Here is a 25500-nt window from a genome sequence, read left to right as displayed (position 1 = left end):
CTTAATGCTCTCTATTGTCTATTAAAATGTGGTGATTGCTCTGGTACTACACTTGTAATAAAGTACTTAGTATCTCCCCAGAAAGAGAAGGTCCCAAAGCGCTCTATATACTCAACCTTTACATATTGACCTTGATATTTATTAAGCGCCTCAATAGCCTCCTCTTCTTGATCTAATACCGAAAAGCTAAAGATTTGTGCTCCACTTATACCCTGGCTTATCTCACCTTCCCAAGTTTTAAAAATTACTCCTTTGCTAGAGAATTTTATAAGTTCGCCGGCGCGTGTTCCTTTACTATAAGGGACGTAGTAAATGAAGGCAAACCAAGCTGCTGCCAGTAAAAAGATGGTAGTAAGGACTACAAATAGTATTTTTTTCATAATTATTTAGTCTAGTAAAGTTAGGTCATCATCTGCATTTGCACGCTTAATGATAGCTTCTGGAAGTGCTTTTTTTGCTTTGGCACCCATTTTTTTAAGGCGTTCTACTCTTGTGATTAGGTTACCATTACCTTCTACAAGTTTATTCATAGCGGCAGAGTACCCACTTTTTGCATCATCCATCTTTTTACCTACGGCCGTAAGATCTGTTACTAGCCCGTGAAATTTATCATAAAGTCCTCCAGCCTGTTTTGCGATCTCTAGCGCATTTTGTTGTTGCTTCTCATTATTCCACATTGAGTCTATAGTGCGCAGTGTGGCAAGTAGGGTAGAAGGTGTGACGATAACAATATTTTGCTCAAAAGCTTTATTATAGAGTTCATTTTCGGCATTTATGGCAATGGCAAAAGCTGGCTCGATAGGTATAAATAGCAGTACAAAATCTGGGCTTTCTATCTGGTAGATATCTTGATAGTTTTTATCACTAAGCTGTTGTACGTGGCGCTTTAAATCATTTACGTGCTGCTTTAAGTGGGCATCTCTAAGATGTGGGTCTTCTTCATTTACAAAGCGCTCGTAGGCACGTAGGGATACTTTACTATCTACAATCATCTTCTTATTTGCCGGTAAGTGTATCACCACATCTGGAAGTACACGTTTACCCTCTTCTGTAGTAAAGCTTTGTTGTATAAAATACTCGCGGTCTTTTTCTAGCCCAGATTTTTCTAGCACACGCTCTAGTACAAGCTCGCCCCAGTTACCCTGCATCTTACTATCTCCTTTGAGCGCTTTAGTAAGGTTACTGGCTTCCTTTGTCATTTGCTCGTTAAGCGCTGTAAGACCTTTTATTTGCTCTCTAAGGGCAGAGGTTCTATCTATTGCCTCTTTATTAGTTTCTTCTACACGCTTCTCAAAGTTTTGAATTTTTTCTTGAAGCGGTTTTAAGATGATATCAAGGTTTTGTTTGTTTTGTAAGGTGAACTTATTAGACTTTTCATCAAGAATTTTACTAGCGATGAGTTCAAAATCTTTGGTAAACTTTTCTTGCAGCTGTTCTAGCTCTGCAGTTTTTTCTTCCATACGTTTCTCTAAGCCTTCAAAGGCTACGTTACGAGCGGTAAGTTCGTTTTGAAACTGATCTTTTTCTTCTCTAAGGTAGCTAAGTTGTTTCTCACTATCTGCTCGTAGCAGCTGGAGTTGCTCATTGTTTTCTGCGCGAAGTTGCTGCATTTGTGTCTCTACTTTAAGGCTTGTGTTTCTAGCCTCTTCTAGCTTAAGTTCTTCTTGACGCAAGCGCTCTTGTAAACCACTAAGTTCTCCCTTCTTTTTAAGATTTGAGATAAATATCCCTAAGAGCGTACCGCCCACTAAGCATATGAAAGCAATAAGAAAAAGTAATAAAGTATCATTCATATGGTAAAGATATAAAGAAGATAGTGCAATACGTATTTTAAAAGATGATGTTAGGAGTAAATTGTGAGTGGAGGGTATTCAAAATTGTACAAAGTTTTCAAAACTCATTACCACTCCGCCTCGGCAATAACCACGTTTGCCGGAATAGCTATGGCTAGGTAATGACTTACGCTTTTTGTGCTTTGAGAGTAGAGTGATAAGGTGTCACCGTTAGGCTGGTGCACTTGTGGGTTGTAAAATTGTTTTCCACTCTTATTTGTGAGGTGATGCCTTGTATATAAGGTGTTGTATGTATAATCGTAATAACCGTGGTCGGTTACTTTCGCTTTAAGCGTATCAATGCTTGTGAGGTCAAAATCATCAAAAACCGCTAGCTTTCCATCTTTGTAAAATTTTAGATATTTCTTGTAATTATATTCAGCTACTACATTGGTTTGATTGGTATCATATTTATAATAACTCGCCACGAGCTTATAAATTTTTGATGTGTCTATAACCTTATAAACTGCCTCTGTAGCAGTTGGGATGGATGTTTTTACGCTTTCGCGAAAGCGTTCTTCTTTACCCTTAATAGAGTGGGCAGAACAGCTAGCGAGCACCATAGCTGCTAGAAATAATTGAAGAAAACGCATCGTCTTACTTTTTGAGAAAAAAGATACGGTTTTTACGGTCAAACCCCACATTGTGAGAAGGAAAGAGTACATCAAAAACTCCCTGAGCAATAAGTGCTTCTGGAGTGTCGTATAAGGCTTGTCGCTCTTTCATCACAATCATTTTATCACAACGGGTAATGGCATAATCTATCTCGTGTGTACTAAAAATGATGGTTTTATGCTCTTCTGTTGCGATTCTAGCTAGCAGGTTTAAAACAGAGGCTTTGTGATGTAGGTCTAGATGTGTCATAGGTTCATCTAGCATAATTATAGGAGTGTCTTGAGCAAGTGCTCTTGCTATGAGGACACGCTGCAGTTGCCCGTCACTAAGCTCGTAACACTTCTTGTCTTTGAGTATATAGGTTTCGGTACGTTTTAAAGCTGTTATTATAATATCCTTATCTACCTCTGTGAGCGTGCCTAGCCAGTTTGTATAAGGCTGTCTGCCCAGTGCTACTAGCTCTGCTACCGTAAGATTTTTTGAAATAGCTTGATTAGTTAATACAACACTAAGTTGCTGTGCGAGTAATGCTGGAGTTACTTTGGTAATCTCTTTATCATTAATATAGACAGCACCAGCAAGCGGTTCTTGAAGTCCTGTGAGTGTTCTAAGCAATGTAGATTTACCAGACCCGTTTATCCCTACTAGCGCAATGAGTTCTCCTTTTTTACAATCTATATTGAGATTTTTTGCAATAGGTGTTTCCTCACGATTATTGTTATAGCCTATAACAAGATCTTTTGTGCGGAGGGTGATATGATTGTTTATAGATTGCATTAAAAAAGAAGTTTCTTTTTACGAACTAATAGCCATATCACTACAGGAGCACCCACCATTGCAGAGATAGCGTTTATAGGTAATGTATACTCACTATACGGTACCTGTGCTATTGTATCACAAACGAGCATAAGGATTGCCCCTCCTATAATAACAGCTGGTAATAGTATGCGATGATTTGCCGTAGGTATAAGCTGGCGTACTAAATGTGGTACTGCAAGCCCTATAAAGGCAATGGGACCTGCAAAAGCAGTGATACTGCCCGCTAGCAAACTTGTCGCAATAATAATGAGTAGACGTGACTGACTAAATTTTGTACCTATCGTACGTGCATATGCATCTCCTAAAAGAAGGCTGTTAAGTGATTTGAGACAAAAAACAGCGCCCATAATCCCAATGACAAAACAAATAGAAAGGATTCCCACGCCACGCCAAGAGACGTCACCAAGACTCCCAAAGGACCAAAATACAAATCGTTGTAACTCTTCTGCTTTACTAAAATAGGCTAGCACACTTACTACGGCACTTGTAAGGCTTCCTACCATTAAACCTATGATAAGGAGCGCCATTGTATCTTTTATACGCGTAGCTACACCTAGCACCATAAGTAAGACTAAAAAACTTCCTACACTAGCCGATATGATGAGCCCCCATTTACCAGATAATAGGGTAGAAGATAGCCCCAGTGCCGTACCCCCTAAGATGTATAAAGCGACGCCTAGACTAGCACCACTACTTATACCTAATACAAATGGCCCCGCCAGCGGATTGCGAAAAAGCGTTTGCATTAACAAGCCAGAAACCGCAAGACCTGCACCAGCAATAATTGCTGTAATAGCCTTAGGTAATCTATAATCTACGATAATATATAACCAAGATGTTTTAGACACATCACCACCCAGTAACCCAGAGATAACCTCTGTAAAAGGAATGTTTACGGAGCCTAAACTTATGTTTACAATAAAGCACAACACTAGTATGAAAACTAATATGCAAAAGGGTATGATGTAACTTTTATTACTCATCTAGCGGTGCAAAAAATGTAAACTCTTCTGTAATAAGCTCTGGGTGTAAGATTTTGGTAAGATCTCTTAAGACAAGGTCTGGCCTGTTAGGCGCAAGTTCATAATATAATAAACCACCCGTTGCTCCCTTACTCTTTGCAAAGGTATAGACCTTCTTATTTTTAAATGCATCAAACTGTCCGTAGGCAGGGTTGTCACTTAGTAGTTTTGAATATGATGTATACTGCCCAGGTGCAATCCAGAAGTCTGCTTGCTGTCCTTTTTCCAGCACAGATTCTATACTCAAGGCAATACTTCCCACTCCCTCGGTATCTGCCCATAGGTATGAGCCTCCGGCATCTTCTAGAACTTTAGCCTGCCAGCTATCACCCTTAGGTAAATACCAAACGTCTTTATACATCGCACCACTTAAAATAGTAGGACTTGACGTTACAGATGCAAGTTGTTTCTTAGTGGCTAGATATTGATTTTTTATGTTTGTAAAAATGCTATCTGCCTCTTTTTCTTTGCCGTACAGAGCGCCAAAGAATTTGATCCACTCTGCTTTGCCTAGCGGTTCTTTTTCTACCCAGTCGCCGTTGTAAAGCACAGGGATTCCTGCACGTTGTAGCGTGTTTACAGATTTGTTTTCTCCTTCTACACCAAAGGTGATAACCGCATCTGGATTGAGATTTATTGCAAGTTCTGTGTTAAGCGATTCGTTTTGACCTAGCTCTGTAATGAGATTGTTTTCAATACGCTTTCGCGAAAGCGGACTCGACACATAATCAAGATTAGGAAAACCTTTTAGAGTTTCAATAACCCCAAGCATTTCTAACGAGGGGATGTGCGTAGTAGAGGTAACGACTACATTTTTTATAGGCGTTTTTATAATGGCATCTACACCTCGATTAGTAAGTAACTCGGTGAGGCTTTTACTGTTTTCTTCTTCTATAGAAGCTTGCAACCCTCCTTCTGGCACAAGGGCGTAGGTAAAGGTTTTATCTGCATTTGGGAATGCTTCTGTAACCGATAGCAATGTGTAGTTTTCATACTTTGTAATGGTAAAACCATCTGCATAGGTTACTGCCTGTGATGCACTCATTGTGGGAGTAACAGTCGTGACTTCTGGTTCATTTTTACAAGATGTTACCAGAAGTATAAGACAGACTAAAAGGTGTAAGTACTTCATTTGCCAAAAGTAGTATTAAAATATCCAATGCCGCAAGAGGGCTTTCTTCTTTTTGATTTACTGCTAGGTATGGTAGTAATGTTATGTATATTTGCGACGAATTTTGGTTTTGATGCATCACACGGGTGCAGAAAATTAAAAGGGAATTCCGTATAAATCGGAAGCTGTTCCCGCAACTGTAAGCTAAGCCCATAAAGGGTTTGTTACTACTACAAAGCCACTGTCATAAGGTGTTATGATGGGAAGGTGTAACAAAAGCAAGCCAGGAGACCTGCCACTATTCATAATTAAAATCAAGCAACTTTCGGGTAAAAAGTTGGTAGATAGATGAAACATAGATTCCTTTTTATTGTTGTCGTGCTATGCGCACTTACAACCGCCGCACAAATAGATACACTTCAAGTTTTACCTGAAGTGATACTTAGTGACTCAAAGTTAAAAAACCACAGTGTAGGTATAGCTCTTGAGAAGATAAGTGATAGCACCATACAGCGCTCGCGCACGGCTCTTACAGAGGTGTTGCGAGCAAATAGCACCATATACTTTAGAGAAAATGGGCCAGGCGGCGTAGCCTCTGCCTCTTTTAGAGGGACTAACGCGGCACAGACAGCCGTCGTGTGGAACGGTATAAACATAAATAGCCAACTCACTGGCCAGTCTGATTTTAATACCTTATCGTCAAAAAATTATGATCAGCTCGATGTGAGAGCGGGCGGCGGGAGCATTATATATGGCTCTGGAGCAGTAGGTGGTAGTGTTCATCTAGGTAATGATATTAGATTTAATAAAGGACTGAGCACGACAGTAACCCCAGGTTACGGAAGTTTTGATACTCAAATCGCAACGGCCAAAACGCAATTTTCAAATACTAATTTTTACATAGATGCCGGCCTAGATTACCAACGTTCTGAAAATGATTTTGACTATCTCGATACAAATAATCAGTTTAATGAAAATGGTCAATATGATAATCTTAACGCCATTTTTAATATGGGTTATCTCCTTAAAAATAAGGGTGATCGTACACATTTATTAAAACTGCACCACAATACCTATGTAGGTAATCGTAACTTTTCTGGCACACTCACGGCACCGTCTAATGATGGGTATGAAGACAGAAATACAAGAACACTCGCCATATGGGAAAACCTGGGTACAAGATTTAATGGCAAGTTACGTGCGGCTCATATTTTTGAACAGTTTCGATATTTTGCAAATAACCAAACTGACGATAATGATCTAGGTAAATCTATACGCTACCTCGCAAACTACGAGGCAACTTATAAGCTGGATCGTAAAAAGGAACTTACCGTAATAGGTGAGGTAAACCATATTTCGGCAGCTGGTGCGTCTATCGTTTCGACTACTAGAAATCAAGGATCTATAGTCGCCTTGTGGAAACAGCAACTTACTAATCAATTTACCTATGAGATTCAGGCTAGACAAGAGCTGGTAGAAGGTTTTGATAGCCCATTTCTTTTGGGAGCTGGTTTTGATTACGCTTTCGCGAAAGCGTATACACTCACATTTAACGCGTCAAAAAATTATAGAATCCCCACATTTAACGATGCTTACTGGTCTGGACCAGGTGCTGTAGGTAACCCAGATTTAAAACCTGAAACAAGCATACAAGCCGAAATAGGCTTAAAAAGAACACGTAAAAACCTCACTTTAGGACTGAGAGGATTTTACATAAACACAGATGATTTGATACAATGGCAGCCTAATCTGAGCGGTATCTGGTCACCTATAAACATAGCAGATTCTGAGCATTATGGTATTGAGGGAGCACTTGATTATACGGCTATTATGGGTAGCCATAAAGTTACAACCACTGCTCAGTATGCCTATACACAGGCCGAAGATGTAGCCAGAGGCAAACAGCTTATCTATGTACCAGCTCATAAAGCGACACTAGGTATCGCGCATAACTATGGCAGGCTGAGTAGTTATGTGCAAACTACCTTTGTAGATCGTGTTTTTACAACTACAGATAACTCGGCGCAGGTAGACGGCTATGCGATTGCTCACATAGGGACAAGCTATGACATCTTACACAAGCAAGGTACTAAGCTCCAAGTAATGGCGAGAGTCAATAACTTATTTAATACGAACTACCAGACGGTTGCTTTTAGACCTAACCCTGGAAGAAACTTTTTATTACAAACAACAATTACTTTTTAAACACACTTATGAAACATTCTTTTTACACATTTTGTATTGCAACACTCTTATTATTTTCTTGTAATACAGATGATGATATTTTTATACCAGTTACCCCAGAGGTTGAAGGACCATATGCTACTGGATTTTTAGTAACAAATGAAGGACCTTTTTCAAATGGTTTTGGAACGGTAGATCATATAGATGAAAGCCTTACTACGGTGACATCATCTATATATCAAGCTGTAAATGGTGATAATCTGGGTAACATCGTGCAATCACTAACTATGACAGATGATAATGTTTATGTAGTTACAAACGTAAGCTCACGTATCACGGTAGTAGAAAAAGATACCTTTGAAGAAATAATCCAGATTACAGAAGGACTTAATAACCCACGTAATATGGTAATAATAGGGGATAACGGTTATGTGACTAACTGGGGAGATCCAGCTGTTGCTACGGATGATTATGTGGCTGTTTTAGATTTAAATACAAATGAGATAGTAAGTACAATTGCTGTGGCAGAAGGGCCAGAGCAAATCGTAGCAAAAGGAGATGCTATTTATGTAGCACACAAAGGAGGTTTTGGAGTAAATAATATTGTATCTGTAATCTCTAGTGAGCAAGAAAATGTTGTTACTACAATAGAGGTTGGTGATGTACCTAACTCATTACAGTTTGATACAGCGGGACGCCTTGTAGTTCTAGCTAGTGGCGCTCCAGCATTTACAGGTAATGAGACAGGAGGACAATTTACTATTATAGATACAGATACAAATACTGCTGTAGAAACAGTTTTATTTACAGATACCGAACATCCTAGCTTCTTAAATGTAGTAGGTGATGATGTGTTTTATTATCTAGGTGGAGCAGTTTATAAAACAACAATAGCAGATTTTACAACGACTAGTACTGCAATTATATCTGGATCATTTTTCTATAATATGACCATACTTAGCGACGGTACACTTGCAGGATGTAACGCTGCAGACTTTGCTAGTAATGGAACTGTAGAGCTTTATGATACTACTACGGGTACTTTATTAAATACGCTTAATGTAGGTATTGTACCAGGTAACGTTTACGAGATTAACTAGGTTATTCTAATAGTTAATTAAAAAGGGGTGACATAATTGTCACCCCTTTTTTTGTGCTAGTTTATATCAAGTTGATCAACTATCATACGCTGGTCGAGCGGGTCTTGTTGCTCTGTGTCATAATATGAGGGTTGTATCGTCGTGTTATATAGTGCGTTGCTTCTTCCGTTAAGAATAACATCTATGGCTGCGTCTAGAAGTGGCTCGCCTTGCTCACCTAGCTGGCCATAGTTTGTAAAATCTTCGGCTATTTCAATATCTGGTGTAAAGCCGTCAAAATAGTCTGTAAGACCATTTGCATTTACAGACTTAAGTACAAGTGGTAGCATTACATATCTGTGATTTGGATTTGCCTCAGATCTTCTAAAACCTGGAGCTGGCGCATCATATAATAAGAAGGATCCTTCAAATTTTCCTACAGTGTTTGTACCTATCTGTATAATCTCAATATATGGATCTAGACCACTTAGTATAAGTTCGCTGGCACTTGCTGTTCTTCCCGTAGTGAGTATGAATACTCTAGAAAGACCTAAGCTGTTTATAGTTGCTCCATCATTGCCACTTCCTAGATTATTATTGAAAGTACGTGTAAATTGATTCTCTGGATTGCGATCTGAGTTATACTCTTGAGTGATAAATGTTTGTCCCTCAAACTGACCAGTAATCATAGATGAGAGGTCGTTTGCCGTCTCTATAGAGCCACCACCATTATAGCGTAAATCAAGCACAAGATCTGTAATACCAGCTGCCTGAAACTCTGCAAAAGCATTATTAAGATCACTATCAAACTCATTTGTAAAGCCGGTATAATGTAAGTACCCTATATCATTACCACCTACACTTAAAACATTTACGGTATGTACAGGGTTTATAACGAGCTGTATTTTATTTATAACGATTTCTTCTCCCGTAAGGTCAAAGTCTGTACCATTAAAGGTTGCTGTACTTATGGTATAGCTTTCTGCACTAAAAAAGCTAGAAAAACTTGTGTTACCATCTATAGGTTGTCCAGTCGTATCTTGTAATGGTTGCCCGTCTACAAGTGTAAAAATCATACCTCGCTGTACACCCGCAATAGCTGCCGGACTATCATTTACCACATATCTCACAATACCAAAGGCTCTAGTAGGGTCGTTAGGTATAATAAGCAGGGAGATATTCATACCAGAGGCGGTGCGAATTCCCGCTAGCGAGTTTTCTAATTCTGTATAATCATCTCGTAATATACTGAAACGGTCTACAGGCGCCGTAAGTGCATCAAAAGCATCCTCTACAGAAGCAAACTGCGATAAGTAGTCAAATTTTTCTCCATCATTACTAAAAAAATCATTTGCTAGCTCTGGCACTTGGTCTTTATATAATGACCAGTAATTGAGACCTCTGTAAACAAAGTCAGAGAGCTCTACTGTAGTCGCTGGTCTTATAATATCATCAAGATCGTCATTACAAGAAAAAAAGAGCATTGTAAAGACGAGTAGGAGTAGGGTAATCTTTTTCATAGGGTTAATATTAAGGGAGTATATCGTAATCTAGTATCAAATATAGTTAAACGTAAAAAAGTCACTACAATTACATTGTCTGCCTTAAAGTTTTGAAATTAATTAACAAGCTTTGCTAACAGCGGTAAATCGTGATCTAGTTGCTCAAACGCGGTTTTTGGTGTTCTATACCCTAAGAAGGGGGCAAAGTAAATGTAAGATTCAAGTTTGTGACTATAAGCAAGTTTATTATGTGTAGACAGTTTTTTATCTAGATCTAGACTAATATCCATCCACTCTGAAGAAAAAAACTGAGCGCCTTGTCTATTAAAAAGTAAGATAAGCTTAGGAGCGACATAGGTAATGACCTCCTTAGTAATCTCAAGTTGATCTCTGAGAAACTGTTTACCTAGCTCATTGTTAAGAAAGTTTGCTATTTGTTTTTGCTCGGTATGTCGTTGATAGAATAAATCGCAATAGGTAATTCCTTGAGATTCAAAAGCTGATAGTAAGTTGTAAAATTTTTTAAAGTACCTATCCTCGTGCAATTTACTATAATCATAGCTACACATATCATCACTTATAAAATCTGTGCGTAACGATGGATTTATACCCATAACCAGCACGTTTGCCGTAGGATCTATCTTAGAGAATACAAAGCCATTACGTATAATGTCTTGCTGTTCTTGTGTATGAAGAAGCTTTGTGTAGGTGGTAAATAGGGTTTCAATTTTCGCTTTAAGCGAAAGCAAAAACGCATCCCTACTCATACATTAGATATTTTGAGCGTATCTTTTTAAATCGTTCTATACCTGGCAACCATTTTCTTTTAATCTCCTTAAAGGTGTAGCCCGCCTCAATGTCTTGCTGTAATTGTGTTGAACCTGCGTGAAGTGTAAAACTGGCTGTTTTAAAGAAAGCATCCTTCTTGCTACTAGCAGCATAGGCTTCTATGAGCCATTCAAGATTTACCCTGTTCATATAGGCCTCATCACGTAGGTCTTTACCGTTACAGGTGACTCCCTTATGTTTTGGTGATTTTGATCCAAAATTAGGTTGTGGCGTGTATAAGAATGAAAAGTGCTCTTTAGGAAAATCTGGTGCGCCAAAGATTTGAAACTGCATCTCTGTCCCGCGACCAGCATTTACCGTAGTTCCTTCAAAAAAACCTAAGCTAGGATATAAATTGATACTCTTATCATTAGGCAAGTTAGGCGATGGTCTTGTAGGGAGTGCATACTTTTTCTGGTATGACCAGTTTTCAAGCGGTATTACCGTAAGATCTACTGTGATCTTATCTTTTAGCCAGCCTTCTCCATTTACCATTTTTGCATATTCGCCTATCGTCATACCATATACAAGTGGTATCTCGTGCATACCTAAAAAGCTAGTGTGTTCTTTTTCTAGTGTAGGACCGTCTATGTAATGTGCATTAGGATTAGGTCTGTCTAGCACTATGACAGGAATCCCACTTTCGGCGGCTGCTTCCATAACATAGGTGAGGGTAGATATGTAGGTGTAAAAACGCACGCCCACATCTTGTATGTCAAAGAGTAAGACATCAACCCCTTCTAATTGTTGTGCTGTGGGTTTTTTATTCTTTCCGTAAAGAGAGATAATGTTGAGACCCGTTTTTGGGTCCTTACCGTCCTTTACCTTTTCGCCGGCATCTACATTTCCTCTAAAGCCGTGCTCTGGCGAGAAAACCTTCTTTATCGTAACTCCCATACTTAGTAAGGAGTCTACCAGGTGAGTACTTTGCGCTTCCGTATGCAGTGTCTCGGTAAAGATGAGTCCACTTTTGTTTGTAACTACTCCTACATTTTTATTTACTAGTAATGGGAGGTACAGCTCTGTTCTATTTGCACCCACAGTAATGCTAGAATCTATGACTACTACGTTACTTGTCGTGGGTTGTTTGGATTCCGCTTTCGCGAAAGCGGTCTTATCCCCACCCGTATTTGCACAAGAAATTAAGAGTGTGAGCGTTAAAAAAAGGGTATTTTTGAATAAAATGAGACGCATTTGAATCTAGAGTATTTTATAGCCAAACGCCTAAATGGCGGGACATCGTATAAAAGTAGTGCTTCCAGTACGATAATTAAAATTGCGATTGCAGCAATCGCAATAGGTATGGTGATGATGCTTATTTCTATAGCTACCGGTGTAGGGCTGCAACGTGAGATTAGACAGAAGGTGTCTGCCTTTTCTGGTGATATACTTGTCTCAAACTTTGATGGAAATAATAGTGAGGAGACCGTAAACCCTATTACCATTAATCAAGACTTTTACCCAAACTTTGATGCTGTACCAGAAGTAACACACGTACAGGCAATCACGACTAAGGCAGGAATGATACGCACTGCAGAGACCTTTGAGGGTGTGGTTTACAAAGGTGTGGGTGATGATTATGACTGGTCTCGCATAGAAGATTATATCATAGAAGGCCGCAAGCCAGAGCTTACAGGTGACCTCAATAATGAAATTTTAATGAGTACCTATCTTGCAAAGCGTTTGGGTTTTACGGTAGGGGATAAAGCTGTAATGCACTTTGTAAATAAAGAAAACACACGCTTTAGATCACGATCACTTGATATTGTAGGTCTTTATGAAAGCGCTTATCAAGAGTTTGATAAGATTTACATCATAGGAGACCGCCGCCATCTTACTTTTATAAATAAATGGGAAAAGGACGAGGTAGGAGCGTTTGAGGTTTTTGTAGATGATTTTGATAATATAGAGCGAGTTAATAATGAAGTGTATGAAAACTCTGGCTCTATGCTTAGATCCATATCTATCATACAGCGCAACTATAATATCTTTGAGTGGATCAAGTTATTTGACTTTAATATAATGCTCATTATCATTGTGATGATTCTTATAGCAGGTATAAATATCGCTGTGGCACTTCTTGTACTTGTACTTGAGCGCACACGTATGATAGGTATTCTTAAAGCACTGGGCAGCACAGACTGGAATGTGCGTAAGATATTTATCTACAATGCAATGTATCTTATAGGTCTGGGACTCTTCTGGGGTAACCTTATAGGACTAGGAATTTTATTTGCTCAGAAGTATTTTGGGTTTATAAAACTAGATCCATCTACTTATTATGTAAGTGAGGCGCCTGTACTCATAAACGTGTGGCATATTGTATCTCTTAACTTGGGAGTTTTTACTATATGTGTACTTGTACTCCTTATACCATCTTATATCATCACAAAAATTAGCCCCGTTAGAGCTATAAGATTTGAGTAGGTAGTACCTACATCTTTCTTATATCTACATACATATTACGATCTATTTGTACGGTGCTAGTTCCTTTAGCTACATCTAGGCACTGCCATATATCTGTAGGATCAAGCCATATGTACTCCTCATTAATCTTAATACGTAAGGGCATTGTAAAACCTTGTATGGTATTATTAAATCGATAGTGCATTTCTTTTTTATTGATTTTATACTCAAATGTTGGGATATCTTTTTCTCTGAGATATTGATTAAAGAAGGGCGTTAAGTCTAGATTTAGCGCATTTGCAATATAATTTTCTACAGCAGCGGTTGTTGTAGTTTGGTGATAAAATTCTTTGCTTAAGCCTCGCAGTGTTGCTCGCCATAAATCATCATCTTGCGCTATGGTACGTAAGGTGAGTAGTATGTTTGCACCTTTGTAATACATATCACCACTTCCTTCCTTATCTACATTATAGGTGCCTATTATGGGTCTATCATTACGTATTTTATCACGAGTACCTATGGTATAAGTTGCTGCAGTTTCTTTTCCAAAGTGGTAATCGAGATATAGATTTTCAGAATATGAGGTAAAGCCTTCGTGTATCCACATATCTGCTACGTCTTTATTTGTAATATTATTTGCAAACCACTCGTGACCAGCCTCGTGAATGATGATAAAATCAAATTTTAATCCCTCACCTGTACCAGAGAGATCTCTACCTAGGTATCCATTTTTAAATCTATTGCCATAGGTTACAGAGCTTTGATGTTCCATCCCAAGATAAGGTGCTTGCACGAGTTTAAAACTATCCTCATAAAACGGGTACGGACCAAACCAGTGCTCAAAAGCCTCCATCATCATAGGGGCTTGTTTAAACTGCTCTCGAGCCTTCTCTTCATCCTCCTTGAGCACCCAGTAGCTCATATCTAGAGGGCCTTTCTCTCCTTTATAAACTTCAGAGAAGTTTACATAATCCCCTATATTTAAGTTCACACCGTAGTTATTTATTGGGTTTTTTACTGTCCAGTGGTATGTTTTTGTAGTTGCGTCTGTATCTATGTGTACAAGTCTTCCGTTTGACACGTCTATGAGATCTTTAGGTACGGTAACGTGCATATCAAGACTGTCTACCTCGTCTGCCGGGTGATCTCTGTTAGGCCACCATACACTAGAGCCTATGCCTTGATTTGAACTAGCGATAAAGTGTTTCCCGTTGCTATCTTTTTTCCAGGTGATACCACCATCCCACGGCGGGTTTTTTGCAATTCTAGGTTTACCTTCAAAACTTAGCGAAATCTTCCTTAGCTCACCCTCACTCTGTGGATCTTCAAGTTGTATAAAATGGGCATTACCTTCTGACCGTACATCCAGCGAGTGACCATCTTGCATTACAGCGGTAAGCTCCATAGGTGCTTGTAGATCTATTTGTAACTCATTAGTGCCTTCATTAAGCACTTTGTAGGTCATCACATTAGTCCCTATAATTGTCTTTGACTCTGGCATCACCTCTACAGAAAGGTCATAATGTACAAGGTCCCACCACGCTCTTTGTGGTGTGATGCTACCACGTAAACTGTCTTGACGAGTTATTTTTTGAGAGTATGAAGATAGGCTCGTGAGTATAAAGCCCAGTAAAAATAGGTAACGCATTAATCTGGTTTAATTTATTGTGTAAGGTATGCTTGTAACGGTTTTTTAAAATGCAATAAGCGAGTATCCACTCATTTGTGACTGGCTTAAAACGGTCATTGCAGAGAGAGCTACATCTATCATTTCCAATCTTCGTGCCGAAGTAATGTTGCGTGATCCCGCCGTTTGCCCGCAGAGTATAAGTTCTACTCCTGCATCGTTTAGTGCTTCTAGAAGTGCAATATTGGGATTATCTACCCCATATTTTTCTTTATAAAGTTCATTTGTAAGTACGCCATATGCCGCCTTGCCGTGTATAGCTGCACGTATGTGCATATTCTCCTTAGGCACACCTGCTTTATCGTGCATATTTAAAAAGCGAGCCATCGTCTCTATGTATGGGTTTCTTACACTAGGGTCTTCTGGGGCTTTTGCCACATCAAAAACAATATAAAATTGGGCTTCAGTATCGGTTTTAAAATCTGGTTCTGGTACGTCAAAGGTTTTTCCAAAATCTTTGATGACGTTACCAGGTTGTGATGAGGGTTGTTGTGAGTACGCTTTCGCGAAAGCGAAACATAAAGCAATAAGAAGCAAATTTTTCATAAAAGTAAATGTAGTTTTAAGTAATGCAGCACGCATTATGTAATGTGTATAAAGAAAAAGAAAACCAGTCAAAAAACCTTATCTGGTGGTAATAATATCATCTAGCTTGTTTGCACTTCACTAGCCACCTTGTTTAAAATAGCAAGATCTGACTCGTTTTTAATAAATTGGTTTGCATCATCTATGATGAGTTGTACTTGGTTGATAATAGCCTCTGTATACTCGTCCTTTAACGCATCAGATGTACTTAGGTATCTCAAGCTTTGCAACATTTTGTGTAGCATAATAAAGTCTTCTTTGCAATACTGTCTTAGGGATGCAAAAATAAAATAGAGGACTTCTTCAAAGTTTATAGTGCGTAGTGATACGAGGGCATTACCATCTTTATCTGTCACAAAGCTGTTATCTCTCTTTTGCATACGTAATACAAATAGCTCGGTAAGGTAGTCTAGACAGGTAATTGCCGTTCCGGGATCATTTATACCTGGGCTCATTGCTTTTACAGCAATCTCTGTAAGCTGTTTAAAACCGAGTATATAATTATTTTTTACAATCTCAGATCTAGAAAAGCCAAAACAAGAGCGTAGCGCTTCAATAGCATCCTCGTTAAGATCCTTATTTACACTTACTATTTTTGTACTATCTAGTACAAATGATCCTTTAGGAATTAGTAGTGATACCTTACAAGAGTGCTCATTACAAAAATCTACAAGAGAGTCTAGTGCTATATCATTAAGATGTCCAGAGAATTTTGTGGTATAGCTTTGCCAAGAGTTACTGTCCTTAAAAACGGCTACTCCAGTGGGGTCACTCTCTGTGTCTATAAGTTGCTGGATGCGATCTCTTGATACTTTGTAAATACGATCTATAATATTATTAATCTGTATGGCTTGAGATATAGAGTGTATAAAGTATATAAAAGCTGCAAGCACGTGTATGCTCAATACAATCCCTACAAGTACAGCAAAGCCTGGTAGTTGTGTTTTAGACTGTTCTGGCTCAATACTAAGTAAGATAATGATACAGTAAATGATGACAGCAATATAAAAGCCTAGTACCACCTGGTGACGTTTATTTGCAATAAGTCCTGGTAATATGCGTGGTGAATAATTACTAGATGCCTGGTTAAGTATGAGCATAACCATAGAAAAGCTAAAAACCATTAGACTAAAAATACCGCCTATAAAGGTGCTGAGTAGCGTACGAGCCGTATCTGCATCATTAATTACAAGCGCTGGTACAACGTCTATAAGATACTTTGAGATTCCTTGCTGCTCTGCATAAGACATTAAGAACCCTAACCCGAGTCCCATAAAGGCAATGAGGCTAGGGTAGAAGGCTACATTACCAGTAATACGGCTGTATAAAAGCTCAAGTTTTGTGTACAGTCTATTCATAAGTTACAATTTCCGTAAAAAACTTAAGGATAGCATTGCTTTTAGAACTACGTTAACAGCTGTTAAGGGTTGTTTTTACGCTTTCGCGAAAGCGTGATTAAAATTTTCACCTTGTTTATTACCAATTGCAATGTAATTTTCTTGCTCAAATCAATGTGCTTGCTCTGGATGGCTATGTCTTGTTATACGATTGTATATCAGCATCTTTACTACGTATGTTGTCGCTCTTTGGATGATGTGAATATCTAATTTTAACAATTTTTAATATCGGGCGTTAATTGTATGGTAAAAAGAATATTTTAGCAGAAGCAATTAAAATAAAATCCAATTCTTTGCATTAGACGTATAACCAATAAAATTAAACTAAATATTATGGACAACGGAAAAAGTGGAAACGGTATTAAGATCATTGCAGGGATTCTTGCAGTACTTTTAGTCGTTGCCGGTGCCTTTGCAGTAAAACTGTATAACCAAGAAAAAGATACAAAAAGCCAACTTACAAAAGAGAAGAATGTAGTGCTTGCAGATCTTAAGGAAATGGTGAGTAAGTATGATGTAGTTATAGAAGAAAATAACCTTAAAGACACAGAGCTTAACGAAGCTCGTGATAGAATACAAGGTCTTATATCTGACATAAATGCAAAAGATGCCACCATAGCGAGTCTTGGGAAGTATAGAGCAGAAGTGTTTAAACTACGTAACGAGCGTGATTTCTTATTTGCTCAAAATGACTCCCTACGCGGTAGTAACCAGATGCTCGCGATGCGCGTAGACAGTACAACGTATGAGCTAGAGGTACAAAGAGGTGTAGGAGATTCTCTATCACTAGAAAATCAAGCACTAGCAGAGCGTGTAACTTTAGGATCTGCACTGGCGGCAAATAAGCTTAGTGCCACTGGAGTGATAGAACGCTCTTCTGGTAAGCTTATAGAGAACTCAAATAATAGACGTGTAGATAAGCTACGTGCGTGTTATACAGTACCACAAAATCGTCTTGCCGAAGCTGGTGACCGTATGCTTTATGTACAGGTTGTAGACCCAGAAGGAAACACGCTAGGTGATAACAAGCAAGTAGCCTTTGACGGGACAGTGGTTACATACAGTACAATCTCTAAGTTTTATTATGAGAATACAGCGCTAGATATTTGTGAGAATATAGGGAAGACCACAAAGTTTTTTCCAGAAGGAACTTACAAAGTCTTTGTGTATGATAAAGGGGCGCTTCTTGCTCAAACTTCTTTTAGTCTAAAGTAAAAGAGACCATATTTAAAAGCATATTACACCGCTCTAAGATATCCATCTTAAAGCGGTGTTTTTTTATTCTACTGTAGGGTACCAGTCTAGCTGGGCAACATTAATACTACTATCGCCTTTATTTACTAGTTCTTTAAATTTTGAAACGTCGCTTAGACCTTCTGTACCTCTGTAATGATATGGAAATACGGTCTCTGGCTTAAAGTCTAATACCGCACTCGCAGCGCTCTCTACCGTCATTGTGTATGGCAAGTTCATACATACAAAAGCTATATCTATATTTGCTAGATTGCGCATTTCTGGTATGTCTTCTGTATCTCCAGAGATGTAAACTCGTTTATCATCTTTTTCAATTACATAGCCATTTCCTCTGCCTTTTGAGTGAAATTTAAGTGCTTCCTCTCTAAGGTTGTACATAGGGATCGCAGTGATGTTAAAATCATTTTTCATTAAGGAATTATCATTACTAAGTACGGTTGTGATTTTTTGTAAATCTTCTGGGAGTTTATCTACTACTGCTTGTGGTGCAATAATCTTTGTAGATTCTGTTAGAATACCTTGTACAGTGTTTACGTTTAAGTGATCACCGTGTATATCTGTAATCAAGATAAGATCTGGCGCATCATAAAGGTCAAAATTTTCTGGACCTCCTACGGGATCAATATAAATAGCATTATCATCCCATTTTAAAACCATAGTAGCGTGCGATACTGGGTAAATCTCAAAGTTACTTTTCTTTGCTTTCTCCTCTTTTACAACCTCTGTAGTTGTTTTGGTTTCGTTTGGTGTGTTTTCTTTACAGCTTGTAATACCTATGGTAAGGGCGGCTAAGAGTATAATGTTGAGTAATTTCATTTTCTGTTATTTATGGTTAATTATTTTTTCCATTTTTATGTTTGCTCGCTCGTATGATGCATTTTCTTCTACGGGAATCTCAATAAAACCCCATTTTTTATAAATATGAATAGCGTTTTCTAAAACGGTGTTTGAATAAAGTATGAGTTTTGAAAGGTTTTCCGCTTTCGCGAAAGCGATACAATGCTCCATTAATTTTTGACCTATGCCTAGACCTCTAGCCTGTGGAGATACTGCCATTTTTGTAAGTTCTAATACACCGTTTATTTGTGTGGGCATAAGCGCCACGGTGCCTACAATCTCATCATTGTGCTGGGCAAAAAATATGTATCCTCCTTTATTTATAATGTAAGTTTCTGGCTTACTTAATACTTCTAAGTCATAAGGTTCTACATAAAAATAGGTCTCTAGCCATTCTATATTAAGATGCTTGAAGGCGTCTTTATGTTTTGTGTTATAGGGTATAATATTCACGATGATTTCTTATAAAGTCCGTAACGAGGTAAGATAATGCTTTACCTACTTGTTGATAATTTTTCTTTGTTGGAGCGGCCTCACAAATATGTAAATAACCACATTTATTATTTCGCGCAAGCTGTCCTAAAAAATAACGCATCATCTCTAAGTTAAATCCAGAAGGCGTTTGTGCACTACTTGAGAAATTGGCAATACTATCTACATCTACCTCAATACCTAATGTATTGTCACTTAACTGGGAGATAGCAGTTTTAAAATTTTCCACCTGTTTACTTTCGAGAAGCATATCCTCCATATCAAAAGCGGTGATATGATTGCTAGTAGCTATCATATTGTAAATATACTGTGGTGTGTAGTTTTTATGTAACCCGAAGATACAATAGGTCTTGAGGTATGAGTTCTCACTTTCTAGCGCATATGTAAAGCCATTACCACTATGTCTATACTCTGCTTTTCTTAAATCTGTATGAGCATCAAAATTGATGACATTTATAGCTTTTTGCAAAGCCGTTGCAGTACCTTTTATATTTCCGTAGGCGTTATTATGACCGCCTCCTATAACTATAGGTATTTTGCCCGCACTTACTATGCGGTTTACCACGGTTGCTACTTTACTATCTATTCTTGCTACAATACTACCTAAGGTTTCTGGATTCTCTTTATCTATATCGTCTATATCTGGCGATACAGCTATATGACCTAATAGTAGGATATCGTTACCATTATTAAATTGATTGTCTTGAACGTTTACAAAAGCTTTTACAAAACTTCCCCAAGCTTTTATTGCCCCGGGCTTACCGTAGTTTGCACGAATACCAATATCCTCACAAATTCCAAAAAGAACATAGGTGCAATTATTATTTACAATGTCATCTAGGCTATCACATAGTTGCAAGGTTTCTCCTAGCTTGGTCTCACCAGCTCGAAGATGTGTGAATGGTTTAATGTCACTTTCTGTTGCAATGTGTAGCTGTATCATATCAATGCGTTATCGCGTCTGAGAGCGCTTCTATACATTGCTCTCTTATAATGTAAAGTTCGTCTAGCGTATATGGTAGGTTATCTCTTTTTATCCAGTCTGCGAGTACAGATTTGTGATAGTTCTTTTTATACTCACCTATCTGGTCTGTATCTATTGTGGTTTGCATTAGTATTGCATCTTTCCACTTAAGGTTTTTAGACTGAGCAAATGTGTAATCATATACTTCGTCATCATAACATAAAAACGTGTGTGCTTCTAGCATATATGGCAGGTTGTATTTATCAAGAGTCGCTCCCACACCTGGGGTGTTCTCTTCATTCATAGCATAAATAGCAAGTTCTAGTTGTAAGCCATAAATTGCGTGCTCATCTGTGAGTGTTTTTAATGTGGCGTGTTTTGTACTACAAGTGCCTCGACCATTTGTAATAATGTTTCCAAACTCTAACGGGTTTTCTACTCTCCCATAAGGAAGATGATGCACTTTGCGTATCGCGTCATAAAAAGTAGTAACTCCGTGTTCAATAAATGTGTCACTTACCGGGCTTCCCGGTACGATAAAAAAATTAGGTATAATCATAAGACTTCTCCATTTACAATTACCTTATCAATCTGGTGTTGTCCAAAGTGATAGGGAATTGCATTGTAAGAGGGTAGGGGTTTAGTAATTATTAAATTTGCTTTTTTTCCTTTTGTAATACTTCCAGTTTCTTTTGCGACATCCATTGCAAATGCACCGTTTATAGTAGCTGCAACAATTGCCTCTGCAGGGGTCATTTTAAGATTGATGCACGCCTGTGATACTATAAAATTCATAGAGCTGCTAGGTGATGATCCTGGATTATAGTCTGTTGCCACAGCAAGAGATAGGCCTGCATCTATAATCTTGCGTGCGGGTGTATATGGTATATTTAAGAAGAAAGAACAGCCTGGTAAGGCTACCGGTATCGTATTTGATGTTTTTAATGCATCTATATCTTTTTCGGTAAGTTCTTCTAGATGATCTACAGTGAGCGCTTCAAGCTCTATAGCTTTCTGTATACCACCTATACTTGTAAACTGGTTTACGTGTACCTTAGGTTTTAAGCCGTGCGCCTTTCCTGCGTTTACTATGGTATCCATTTCTGACACCGTAAAGTATCCTGTCTCACAAAATATGTCTATAAAATCTACTAATGACTCCTTTGTAAATGCTGGTATCATCTCATTTACAATCTCATCTATATAAGCTTCTCTATTTTGTTTGTGTCGCTCTGGTATAGCGTGAGCAGCTAGTAGCGTTGCTTTTACAGGGATATCTACGGCAGTACTGAGTCTTTTAATAACGCGCAGCATCTTAAGTTCTGACGCTACTGTAAGGCCATAACCTGTTTTAATCTCTATAGCCCCAGTACCCGTTTTAATACATTGTAATAAGCGCTCTAATGCATCTTCATAAAGTTCATCTTCGCTCATTGCCTGTAACTTGCGAGCGCTGTTCAAAATTCCACCACCTCTGGCAGCAATCTCTTGATAACTCAAGCCTTTTATGCGATCTACAAACTCATCTTCACGAGTTGTAGCAAATACTAGATGCGTGTGAGAGTCACACCACATAGGTAATACTATTTGGCCTGTTGCGTCTATAACTTCATCTACAGCGATGGGATGTAAATCATCCATACTACCATACTCATAAATGCGATCTTCATCTATTACGAGATACGCATTCTCAATATACGGCATAGTGCCCATCTCCTTGCCACAAAGAGGCTTATCATATTCTCCAGTTACTAAAAGCTGATATATGTTAGTAATCAATTTCATCCTTTTAAAGGTAGCAACTTTATACGACTATTGCATTAACATTTTTAAGAGAATGTCTAAAACTGTGCTAAGCCATTGGCCCAGAGTGCACTATTTTATTCTTTAATAATGAGAGAGGTGCTCTAGGTGTTTTTTGTATTTTTAGAACATTAAAAAAAGTAAAGTTATGTCAAAGTCAAACCAGGGTCTCAATACCATTTGTACTCACACGGGAGAAGTAAAAGACGAGCAGTTTCAAGGAGCTGTTTCTCCTATATTTATGTCATCTTCATATGCCTTTATGGATGTAGATGTAAAGCGCTACCCACGTTATTTTAATACACCTAACCAAGAAGGTCTAAGCAAGAAAATTGCAGCTTTAGAAAAAACTGAGGCGGGAATGATTTTTGGCAGTGGTATGGCTGCAGTGAGCACAACGTTACTTGCGTTTTTAAGAAGTGGAGATCACATTGTATTACAAGAAACTTTATACGGAGGGACTTATAACCTTGTGGTAGAGGAGTTTGATAAATATGGTATCACCTATACGTTTACAGAAGATCTTAGTGAGGCCGCTTTCGCGAAAGCGATAACCCCACAAACCAAAGTTATCTACATAGAGACACCGTCTAACCCGCTTATGAAAGTGACAGATATGGAAATGGTCTCTGCACTAGCCAAAAAGCACGGCATTGTAACGATGATAGATAACACCTTTGCATCACCTGTAAATCAAAATCCAAAAGATTTTGGGATAGATATAATGATACACTCGGCAACAAAATATATGGGTGGTCATAGTGATATCTGTGCAGGAGCCGTTGCAGCAAGTCAAGAGCATATAGACCGTATCTGGAACCTAGGTAAAAATCTAGGAGGAAGCTTAAGTGATCTTATGGTCTGGATGCTCGAGCGTAGTATCAAGACAATGGCGCTACGTGTTAAAGCTCAAAATAGAAATGCAAAGAAACTTGCCAAATGGCTCGATAAAAAGGAGGAAATAGATAAGGTGTATTATCCAGGTCTCAAGTCGCATCCTGACTATGCTCTTGCAAAAAAGCAAATGAGCGGTTTTGGCGGTATGATGTCCTTCGAGTTAGCACCACACATTGATGCAGAGGAGTTTCAAAAAGCGCTTAAACTCATAAAACCTTCTATGAGTCTTGCAGGTGTAGAGAGTACAATGCTTTGCCCAGCGCAAACCTCTCACTTCCTACTAGGAGAAGAAGAGCGTGCAAAACAAGGGATTGCAGATGGCTTGATACGCTTTTCTGTAGGTATAGAAGAGAAAAAAGATCTTATGGCAGATATTGACCAAGCGCTTGAAGTTGTACTTAAAAAAGCAACAATAGTAGCAGACTAGAGTTTTATAATAATGAAAGCTAAATTCCTATTTTTTATTTCTATTATAATCAGCGCTTGTACTGCTCGGAATAATGATAGTGTAGAAAAAGCTCTTGAAATATTTGATAGTTCTTTAGACTCATTAATATCAGAAAATACTACAAATAAAAGTAAATACACAATTTTGTTTAATGACACTTTATACAATAATCCTAAAAAAGTTGTGACTTCATTTTATCAAGAAGCTTATAATAATCTTGATAAAAATTTAGGATATTCTTATCACTCATATAATTTTAAAGACAATGAATTAGAGGTTCATACTACAGTAGATGAGCAAGGAGGTATATTTATTGAAAAATATATTTATTTTGACAAAAAAATTGATGACTCATTTTTAAAACATTTACGAATGATTAATGTCGATACATTTTATGTAGGGCAAATAGTCAAGTATAATAATAAAGGTAATCTATTAAAGAGTGTGTCTTCTTTTAAAGTTAATTTAATTGGAGATAGTATTCACAGAGATGCTAGATCAGTAAGCGTATATAAATATGACACAATTAATAATCAAATTGTAACTAAAAATCGTGTTTATTTACAAAATCAGTTACAACCAGATAGCTTAATAATGGTTCCCATAAATACTTACATAAAACCGTTAAATTCAATTTCAGATACTAGTTTATTGTCATCACGATTCTTTAGAAACGAGTATGAATATGATTTATATGGAAACTGGATTGTTCAAAGAAAGATATATTCTACATCTCCAAAGAAAGGAAAAGTTTATAGTGAGATTTGTAGAGATTTTTTTTATTAACCTATTGCCATCTCCAAAGATTACTAACTAAAGATAAAAAAATGAAATTAGACATACTAGCTATAGGAGCGCATCCAGACGACGTAGAGTTGGGCTGTGGTGCAACGATAGCAAAGGAAATAGCAAACGGAAAGAAAGTAGGTATTCTTGATCTTACAAGGGGAGAGTTAGGGACAAGAGGATCTGCAGAGATACGTGATGTAGAGGCAGCAAATGCAGCAGAGATATTAGGCGTGAGCGTACGAGAAAATATCGCACTTGCAGATGGATTCTTTGTAAATGATAGAGAGAGCCAGCTCAAGATTATAGAAATCATACGTAAATATCAACCAGAAATGGTACTCTGTAATGCTATTACAGATAGGCACATAGATCACGGTAAAGGGAGTAAACTGGCCAGTGATGCTTGCTTTTTAAGCGGTCTTAAAAAAATAGAAACTATAGTAGAAGGAAAGCCTCAAGAAAAATGGCGTCCCAAAACTGTGTATCACTATATACAGTGGCAAAATATAGAGCCAGATGTAGTGGTAGATGTTACAGGCTTTATAGATAGAAAATGTGAGTCTGTGTTTGCTTACACATCACAGTTTCACGATCCAAATAATAAGGAAGGAGACACGCCTATATCTAGTAAGACTTTTAAAGATAGCATAAACTATAGAGCAAGAGACCTAGGTAGGCTTATAGGTACAGAGTATGGTGAAGGTTTTACTGTAGAGCGATATGCAGCTGTAAATAGCCTATTTGACTTAATATAAGAGCTCACAACACACAAGGCATATAAAAACAAAAAAGCTATCCAGAAGGATAGCTTTTTTTAAGGGTGGAAGACCGGTTTCGAACCGGCGACCTCTGGTACCACAAACCAGCGCTCTAACCAGCTGAGCTACAACCACCATTTTAATTGCGAGTGCAAAGATAATTAATATTAATAGATGTACAACCTTTTATC

Annotated in this window: 24 protein-coding genes, 1 tRNA gene and 1 riboswitch; of the genes, 7 read left to right on the top strand and 18 right to left on the bottom strand. The window is 38.0% G+C overall.

Going from position 1 to position 25500, the window contains the following annotated elements:
- Positions 1 to 11 precede the first annotated feature (11 nt).
- The 6 genes from Q0948_RS00715 to Q0948_RS00690 form a co-directional block, all read right to left on the bottom strand.
- The gene (locus Q0948_RS00715) at positions 12 to 380 is read right to left on the bottom strand and encodes a 6-phosphogluconate dehydrogenase (protein WP_298348507.1); all 369 of its coding nucleotides are present in this window, start codon (positions 378 to 380) and stop codon (positions 12 to 14) included.
- Between the two features lie 6 nt (positions 381 to 386).
- A complete protein-coding gene (rmuC, locus tag Q0948_RS00710) occupies positions 387 to 1793 on the bottom strand; it encodes a DNA recombination protein RmuC (protein WP_298348509.1) in 1407 nt (468 codons plus the stop codon).
- 107 nt (positions 1794 to 1900) lie between these two features.
- Positions 1901 to 2425 (bottom strand): hypothetical protein, encoded by a 525-nt coding sequence (locus tag Q0948_RS00705; protein WP_298348511.1) that lies wholly within the window; start codon positions 2423 to 2425, stop codon positions 1901 to 1903.
- Between the two features lie 4 nt (positions 2426 to 2429).
- Positions 2430 to 3224, bottom strand: coding sequence for an ABC transporter ATP-binding protein (locus Q0948_RS00700; RefSeq protein WP_298348513.1), 795 nt, complete (start codon positions 3222 to 3224; stop codon positions 2430 to 2432).
- Positions 3224 to 4249, bottom strand: a complete 1026-nt coding sequence (locus Q0948_RS00695) for an iron ABC transporter permease (RefSeq protein WP_298348516.1) — start codon at positions 4247 to 4249, stop codon at positions 3224 to 3226. The genes Q0948_RS00700 and Q0948_RS00695 overlap by 1 nt, the downstream gene beginning before the upstream one ends.
- Positions 4242 to 5420, bottom strand: a complete 1179-nt coding sequence (locus Q0948_RS00690; protein WP_298348518.1) for an ABC transporter substrate-binding protein — start codon at positions 5418 to 5420, stop codon at positions 4242 to 4244. The genes Q0948_RS00695 and Q0948_RS00690 overlap by 8 nt, the downstream gene beginning before the upstream one ends.
- Before the next feature lie 87 nt (positions 5421 to 5507).
- A riboswitch (cobalamin riboswitch) is annotated at positions 5508 to 5714 on the top strand.
- A 33-nt stretch (positions 5715 to 5747) separates the two neighbouring features.
- On the opposite strand from Q0948_RS00690, the gene Q0948_RS00685 reads away from it, so the two are divergent.
- Entirely contained in the window at positions 5748 to 7604 is a 1857-nt protein-coding gene (locus Q0948_RS00685; RefSeq protein WP_298348520.1) for a TonB-dependent receptor, read from the top strand.
- Between the two features lie 8 nt (positions 7605 to 7612).
- Complete coding sequence (locus Q0948_RS00680) at positions 7613 to 8683, top strand: DUF5074 domain-containing protein (protein ID WP_298348521.1); 1071 nt, start codon at positions 7613 to 7615, stop codon at positions 8681 to 8683.
- A 56-nt stretch (positions 8684 to 8739) separates the two neighbouring features.
- Here the strand turns inward: Q0948_RS00680 and Q0948_RS00675 are convergent, their stop codons facing one another.
- From Q0948_RS00675 to Q0948_RS00665, 3 genes are all read right to left on the bottom strand, one after another.
- Positions 8740 to 10182: a S41 family peptidase gene (locus Q0948_RS00675; protein WP_298348523.1), complete on the bottom strand. Its 1443-nt coding sequence runs from the start codon at positions 10180 to 10182 to the stop codon at positions 8740 to 8742.
- A 98-nt stretch (positions 10183 to 10280) separates the two neighbouring features.
- Positions 10281 to 10931, bottom strand: a complete 651-nt coding sequence (locus tag Q0948_RS00670; RefSeq protein WP_298348525.1) for a hypothetical protein — start codon at positions 10929 to 10931, stop codon at positions 10281 to 10283.
- Positions 10924 to 12186: a DUF1343 domain-containing protein gene (locus Q0948_RS00665; RefSeq protein WP_298348527.1), complete on the bottom strand. Its 1263-nt coding sequence runs from the start codon at positions 12184 to 12186 to the stop codon at positions 10924 to 10926. The genes Q0948_RS00670 and Q0948_RS00665 overlap by 8 nt, the downstream gene beginning before the upstream one ends.
- On the opposite strand from Q0948_RS00665, the gene Q0948_RS00660 reads away from it, so the two are divergent.
- Complete coding sequence (locus tag Q0948_RS00660) at positions 12187 to 13419, top strand: FtsX-like permease family protein (RefSeq protein ID WP_298348529.1); 1233 nt, start codon at positions 12187 to 12189, stop codon at positions 13417 to 13419.
- Between the two features lie 7 nt (positions 13420 to 13426).
- On the opposite strand, the gene Q0948_RS00655 is transcribed toward Q0948_RS00660, so the two are convergent.
- The 3 genes from Q0948_RS00655 to Q0948_RS00645 all read right to left on the bottom strand — a co-directional run bounded on the left by Q0948_RS00655 (position 13427) and on the right by Q0948_RS00645 (position 17028).
- Complete coding sequence (locus Q0948_RS00655; protein WP_298348530.1) at positions 13427 to 15046, bottom strand: M1 family metallopeptidase; 1620 nt, start codon at positions 15044 to 15046, stop codon at positions 13427 to 13429.
- Positions 15047 to 15091: 45 nt separating this feature from the next.
- Entirely contained in the window at positions 15092 to 15631 is a 540-nt protein-coding gene (locus tag Q0948_RS00650; RefSeq protein WP_298572838.1) for a DsrE family protein, read from the bottom strand.
- Positions 15632 to 15732: 101 nt separating this feature from the next.
- Positions 15733 to 17028: a DUF2254 domain-containing protein gene (locus tag Q0948_RS00645; protein WP_298348534.1), complete on the bottom strand. Its 1296-nt coding sequence runs from the start codon at positions 17026 to 17028 to the stop codon at positions 15733 to 15735.
- 372 nt (positions 17029 to 17400) lie between these two features.
- Here Q0948_RS00645 and Q0948_RS00640 point away from each other — a divergent pair, with 372 nt between their 5' ends.
- Positions 17401 to 18282: a hypothetical protein gene (locus Q0948_RS00640; protein ID WP_298348536.1), complete on the top strand. Its 882-nt coding sequence runs from the start codon at positions 17401 to 17403 to the stop codon at positions 18280 to 18282.
- Positions 18283 to 18345: 63 nt separating this feature from the next.
- On the opposite strand, the gene Q0948_RS00635 is transcribed toward Q0948_RS00640, so the two are convergent.
- The 5 genes from Q0948_RS00635 to hutI are packed head-to-tail and all read right to left on the bottom strand — an operon-like array spanning position 18346 to position 22399.
- The gene (locus tag Q0948_RS00635) at positions 18346 to 19137 is read right to left on the bottom strand and encodes an MBL fold metallo-hydrolase (RefSeq protein ID WP_298348538.1); all 792 of its coding nucleotides are present in this window, start codon (positions 19135 to 19137) and stop codon (positions 18346 to 18348) included.
- Between the two features lie 6 nt (positions 19138 to 19143).
- Complete coding sequence (locus Q0948_RS00630) at positions 19144 to 19611, bottom strand: GNAT family N-acetyltransferase (protein WP_298348540.1); 468 nt, start codon at positions 19609 to 19611, stop codon at positions 19144 to 19146.
- Positions 19592 to 20593 carry a formimidoylglutamase gene (locus Q0948_RS00625; protein WP_298348542.1) on the bottom strand — a complete coding sequence of 334 codons (1002 nt, stop codon included), beginning with the start codon at positions 20591 to 20593 and terminating at the stop codon, positions 19592 to 19594. The genes Q0948_RS00630 and Q0948_RS00625 overlap by 20 nt, the downstream gene beginning before the upstream one ends.
- Position 20594: 1 nt before the next feature.
- A complete protein-coding gene (locus Q0948_RS00620) occupies positions 20595 to 21173 on the bottom strand; it encodes a hypothetical protein (protein WP_298348544.1) in 579 nt (192 codons plus the stop codon).
- Positions 21170 to 22399, bottom strand: a complete 1230-nt coding sequence (gene hutI, locus Q0948_RS00615) for an imidazolonepropionase (protein ID WP_298348545.1) — start codon at positions 22397 to 22399, stop codon at positions 21170 to 21172. The genes Q0948_RS00620 and hutI overlap by 4 nt, the downstream gene beginning before the upstream one ends.
- Before the next feature lie 166 nt (positions 22400 to 22565).
- Here hutI and Q0948_RS00610 point away from each other — a divergent pair, with 166 nt between their 5' ends.
- The 3 genes from Q0948_RS00610 to bshB1 are packed head-to-tail and all read left to right on the top strand — an operon-like array spanning position 22566 to position 25306.
- On the top strand, positions 22566 to 23741 hold the full coding sequence (locus Q0948_RS00610; RefSeq protein ID WP_298348547.1) for an aminotransferase class I/II-fold pyridoxal phosphate-dependent enzyme: 1176 nt from the start codon (positions 22566 to 22568) through the stop codon (positions 23739 to 23741).
- Positions 23742 to 23753: 12 nt separating this feature from the next.
- Positions 23754 to 24548: a hypothetical protein gene (locus Q0948_RS00605; RefSeq protein ID WP_298348550.1), complete on the top strand. Its 795-nt coding sequence runs from the start codon at positions 23754 to 23756 to the stop codon at positions 24546 to 24548.
- A 41-nt stretch (positions 24549 to 24589) separates the two neighbouring features.
- The gene (gene bshB1, locus Q0948_RS00600) at positions 24590 to 25306 is read left to right on the top strand and encodes a bacillithiol biosynthesis deacetylase BshB1 (RefSeq protein WP_298348552.1); all 717 of its coding nucleotides are present in this window, start codon (positions 24590 to 24592) and stop codon (positions 25304 to 25306) included.
- Positions 25307 to 25369: 63 nt separating this feature from the next.
- Here the strand turns inward: bshB1 and Q0948_RS00595 are convergent.
- Positions 25370 to 25445, bottom strand: a tRNA-His gene (locus tag Q0948_RS00595).
- Between the last annotated feature and the right edge of the window lie 55 nt (positions 25446 to 25500).

The organism is uncultured Dokdonia sp. (genome assembly GCF_947496725.1).
Classification (GTDB): Bacteria; Bacteroidota; Bacteroidia; order Flavobacteriales; family Flavobacteriaceae; genus Dokdonia.
This window is presented reverse-complemented; position numbering and strand designations above follow the sequence as displayed.

Bases quoted from the DNA above. Each gene is read 5' to 3' on its own strand.
- Q0948_RS00610 (WP_298348547.1), top strand. From the start codon at position 22,566: ATGTCAAAGTCAAACCAGGGTCTCAATACCATTTGTACTCACACGGGA.
- hutI (WP_298348545.1), bottom strand. From the start codon at position 22,399: ATGAAATTGATTACTAACATATATCAGCTTTTAGTAACTGGAGAATAT.
- Q0948_RS00675 (WP_298348523.1), bottom strand. From the start codon at position 10,182: ATGAAAAAGATTACCCTACTCCTACTCGTCTTTACAATGCTCTTTTTT.
- Q0948_RS00665 (WP_298348527.1), bottom strand. From the start codon at position 12,186: ATGCGTCTCATTTTATTCAAAAATACCCTTTTTTTAACGCTCACACTC.
- Q0948_RS00640 (WP_298348536.1), top strand. From the start codon at position 17,401: ATGGACAACGGAAAAAGTGGAAACGGTATTAAGATCATTGCAGGGATT.
- Q0948_RS00625 (WP_298348542.1), bottom strand. From the start codon at position 20,593: ATGATACAGCTACACATTGCAACAGAAAGTGACATTAAACCATTCACA.
- Q0948_RS00670 (WP_298348525.1), bottom strand. From the start codon at position 10,931: ATGAGTAGGGATGCGTTTTTGCTTTCGCTTAAAGCGAAAATTGAAACC.
- Q0948_RS00620 (WP_298348544.1), bottom strand. From the start codon at position 21,173: ATGATTATACCTAATTTTTTTATCGTACCGGGAAGCCCGGTAAGTGAC.
- Q0948_RS00690 (WP_298348518.1), bottom strand. From the start codon at position 5,420: ATGAAGTACTTACACCTTTTAGTCTGTCTTATACTTCTGGTAACATCT.
- Q0948_RS00650 (WP_298572838.1), bottom strand. From the start codon at position 15,631: ATGAAAAATTTGCTTCTTATTGCTTTATGTTTCGCTTTCGCGAAAGCG.
- Q0948_RS00655 (WP_298348530.1), bottom strand. From the start codon at position 15,046: ATGCGTTACCTATTTTTACTGGGCTTTATACTCACGAGCCTATCTTCA.
- Q0948_RS00700 (WP_298348513.1), bottom strand. From the start codon at position 3,224: ATGCAATCTATAAACAATCATATCACCCTCCGCACAAAAGATCTTGTT.
- Q0948_RS00695 (WP_298348516.1), bottom strand. From the start codon at position 4,249: ATGAGTAATAAAAGTTACATCATACCCTTTTGCATATTAGTTTTCATA.
- Q0948_RS00635 (WP_298348538.1), bottom strand. From the start codon at position 19,137: ATGAAATTACTCAACATTATACTCTTAGCCGCCCTTACCATAGGTATT.
- Q0948_RS00680 (WP_298348521.1), top strand. From the start codon at position 7,613: ATGAAACATTCTTTTTACACATTTTGTATTGCAACACTCTTATTATTT.
- rmuC (WP_298348509.1), bottom strand. From the start codon at position 1,793: ATGAATGATACTTTATTACTTTTTCTTATTGCTTTCATATGCTTAGTG.
- Q0948_RS00685 (WP_298348520.1), top strand. From the start codon at position 5,748: ATGAAACATAGATTCCTTTTTATTGTTGTCGTGCTATGCGCACTTACA.
- Q0948_RS00705 (WP_298348511.1), bottom strand. From the start codon at position 2,425: ATGCGTTTTCTTCAATTATTTCTAGCAGCTATGGTGCTCGCTAGCTGT.
- bshB1 (WP_298348552.1), top strand. From the start codon at position 24,590: ATGAAATTAGACATACTAGCTATAGGAGCGCATCCAGACGACGTAGAG.
- Q0948_RS00715 (WP_298348507.1), bottom strand. From the start codon at position 380: ATGAAAAAAATACTATTTGTAGTCCTTACTACCATCTTTTTACTGGCA.
- Q0948_RS00645 (WP_298348534.1), bottom strand. From the start codon at position 17,028: ATGAATAGACTGTACACAAAACTTGAGCTTTTATACAGCCGTATTACT.
- Q0948_RS00605 (WP_298348550.1), top strand. From the start codon at position 23,754: ATGAAAGCTAAATTCCTATTTTTTATTTCTATTATAATCAGCGCTTGT.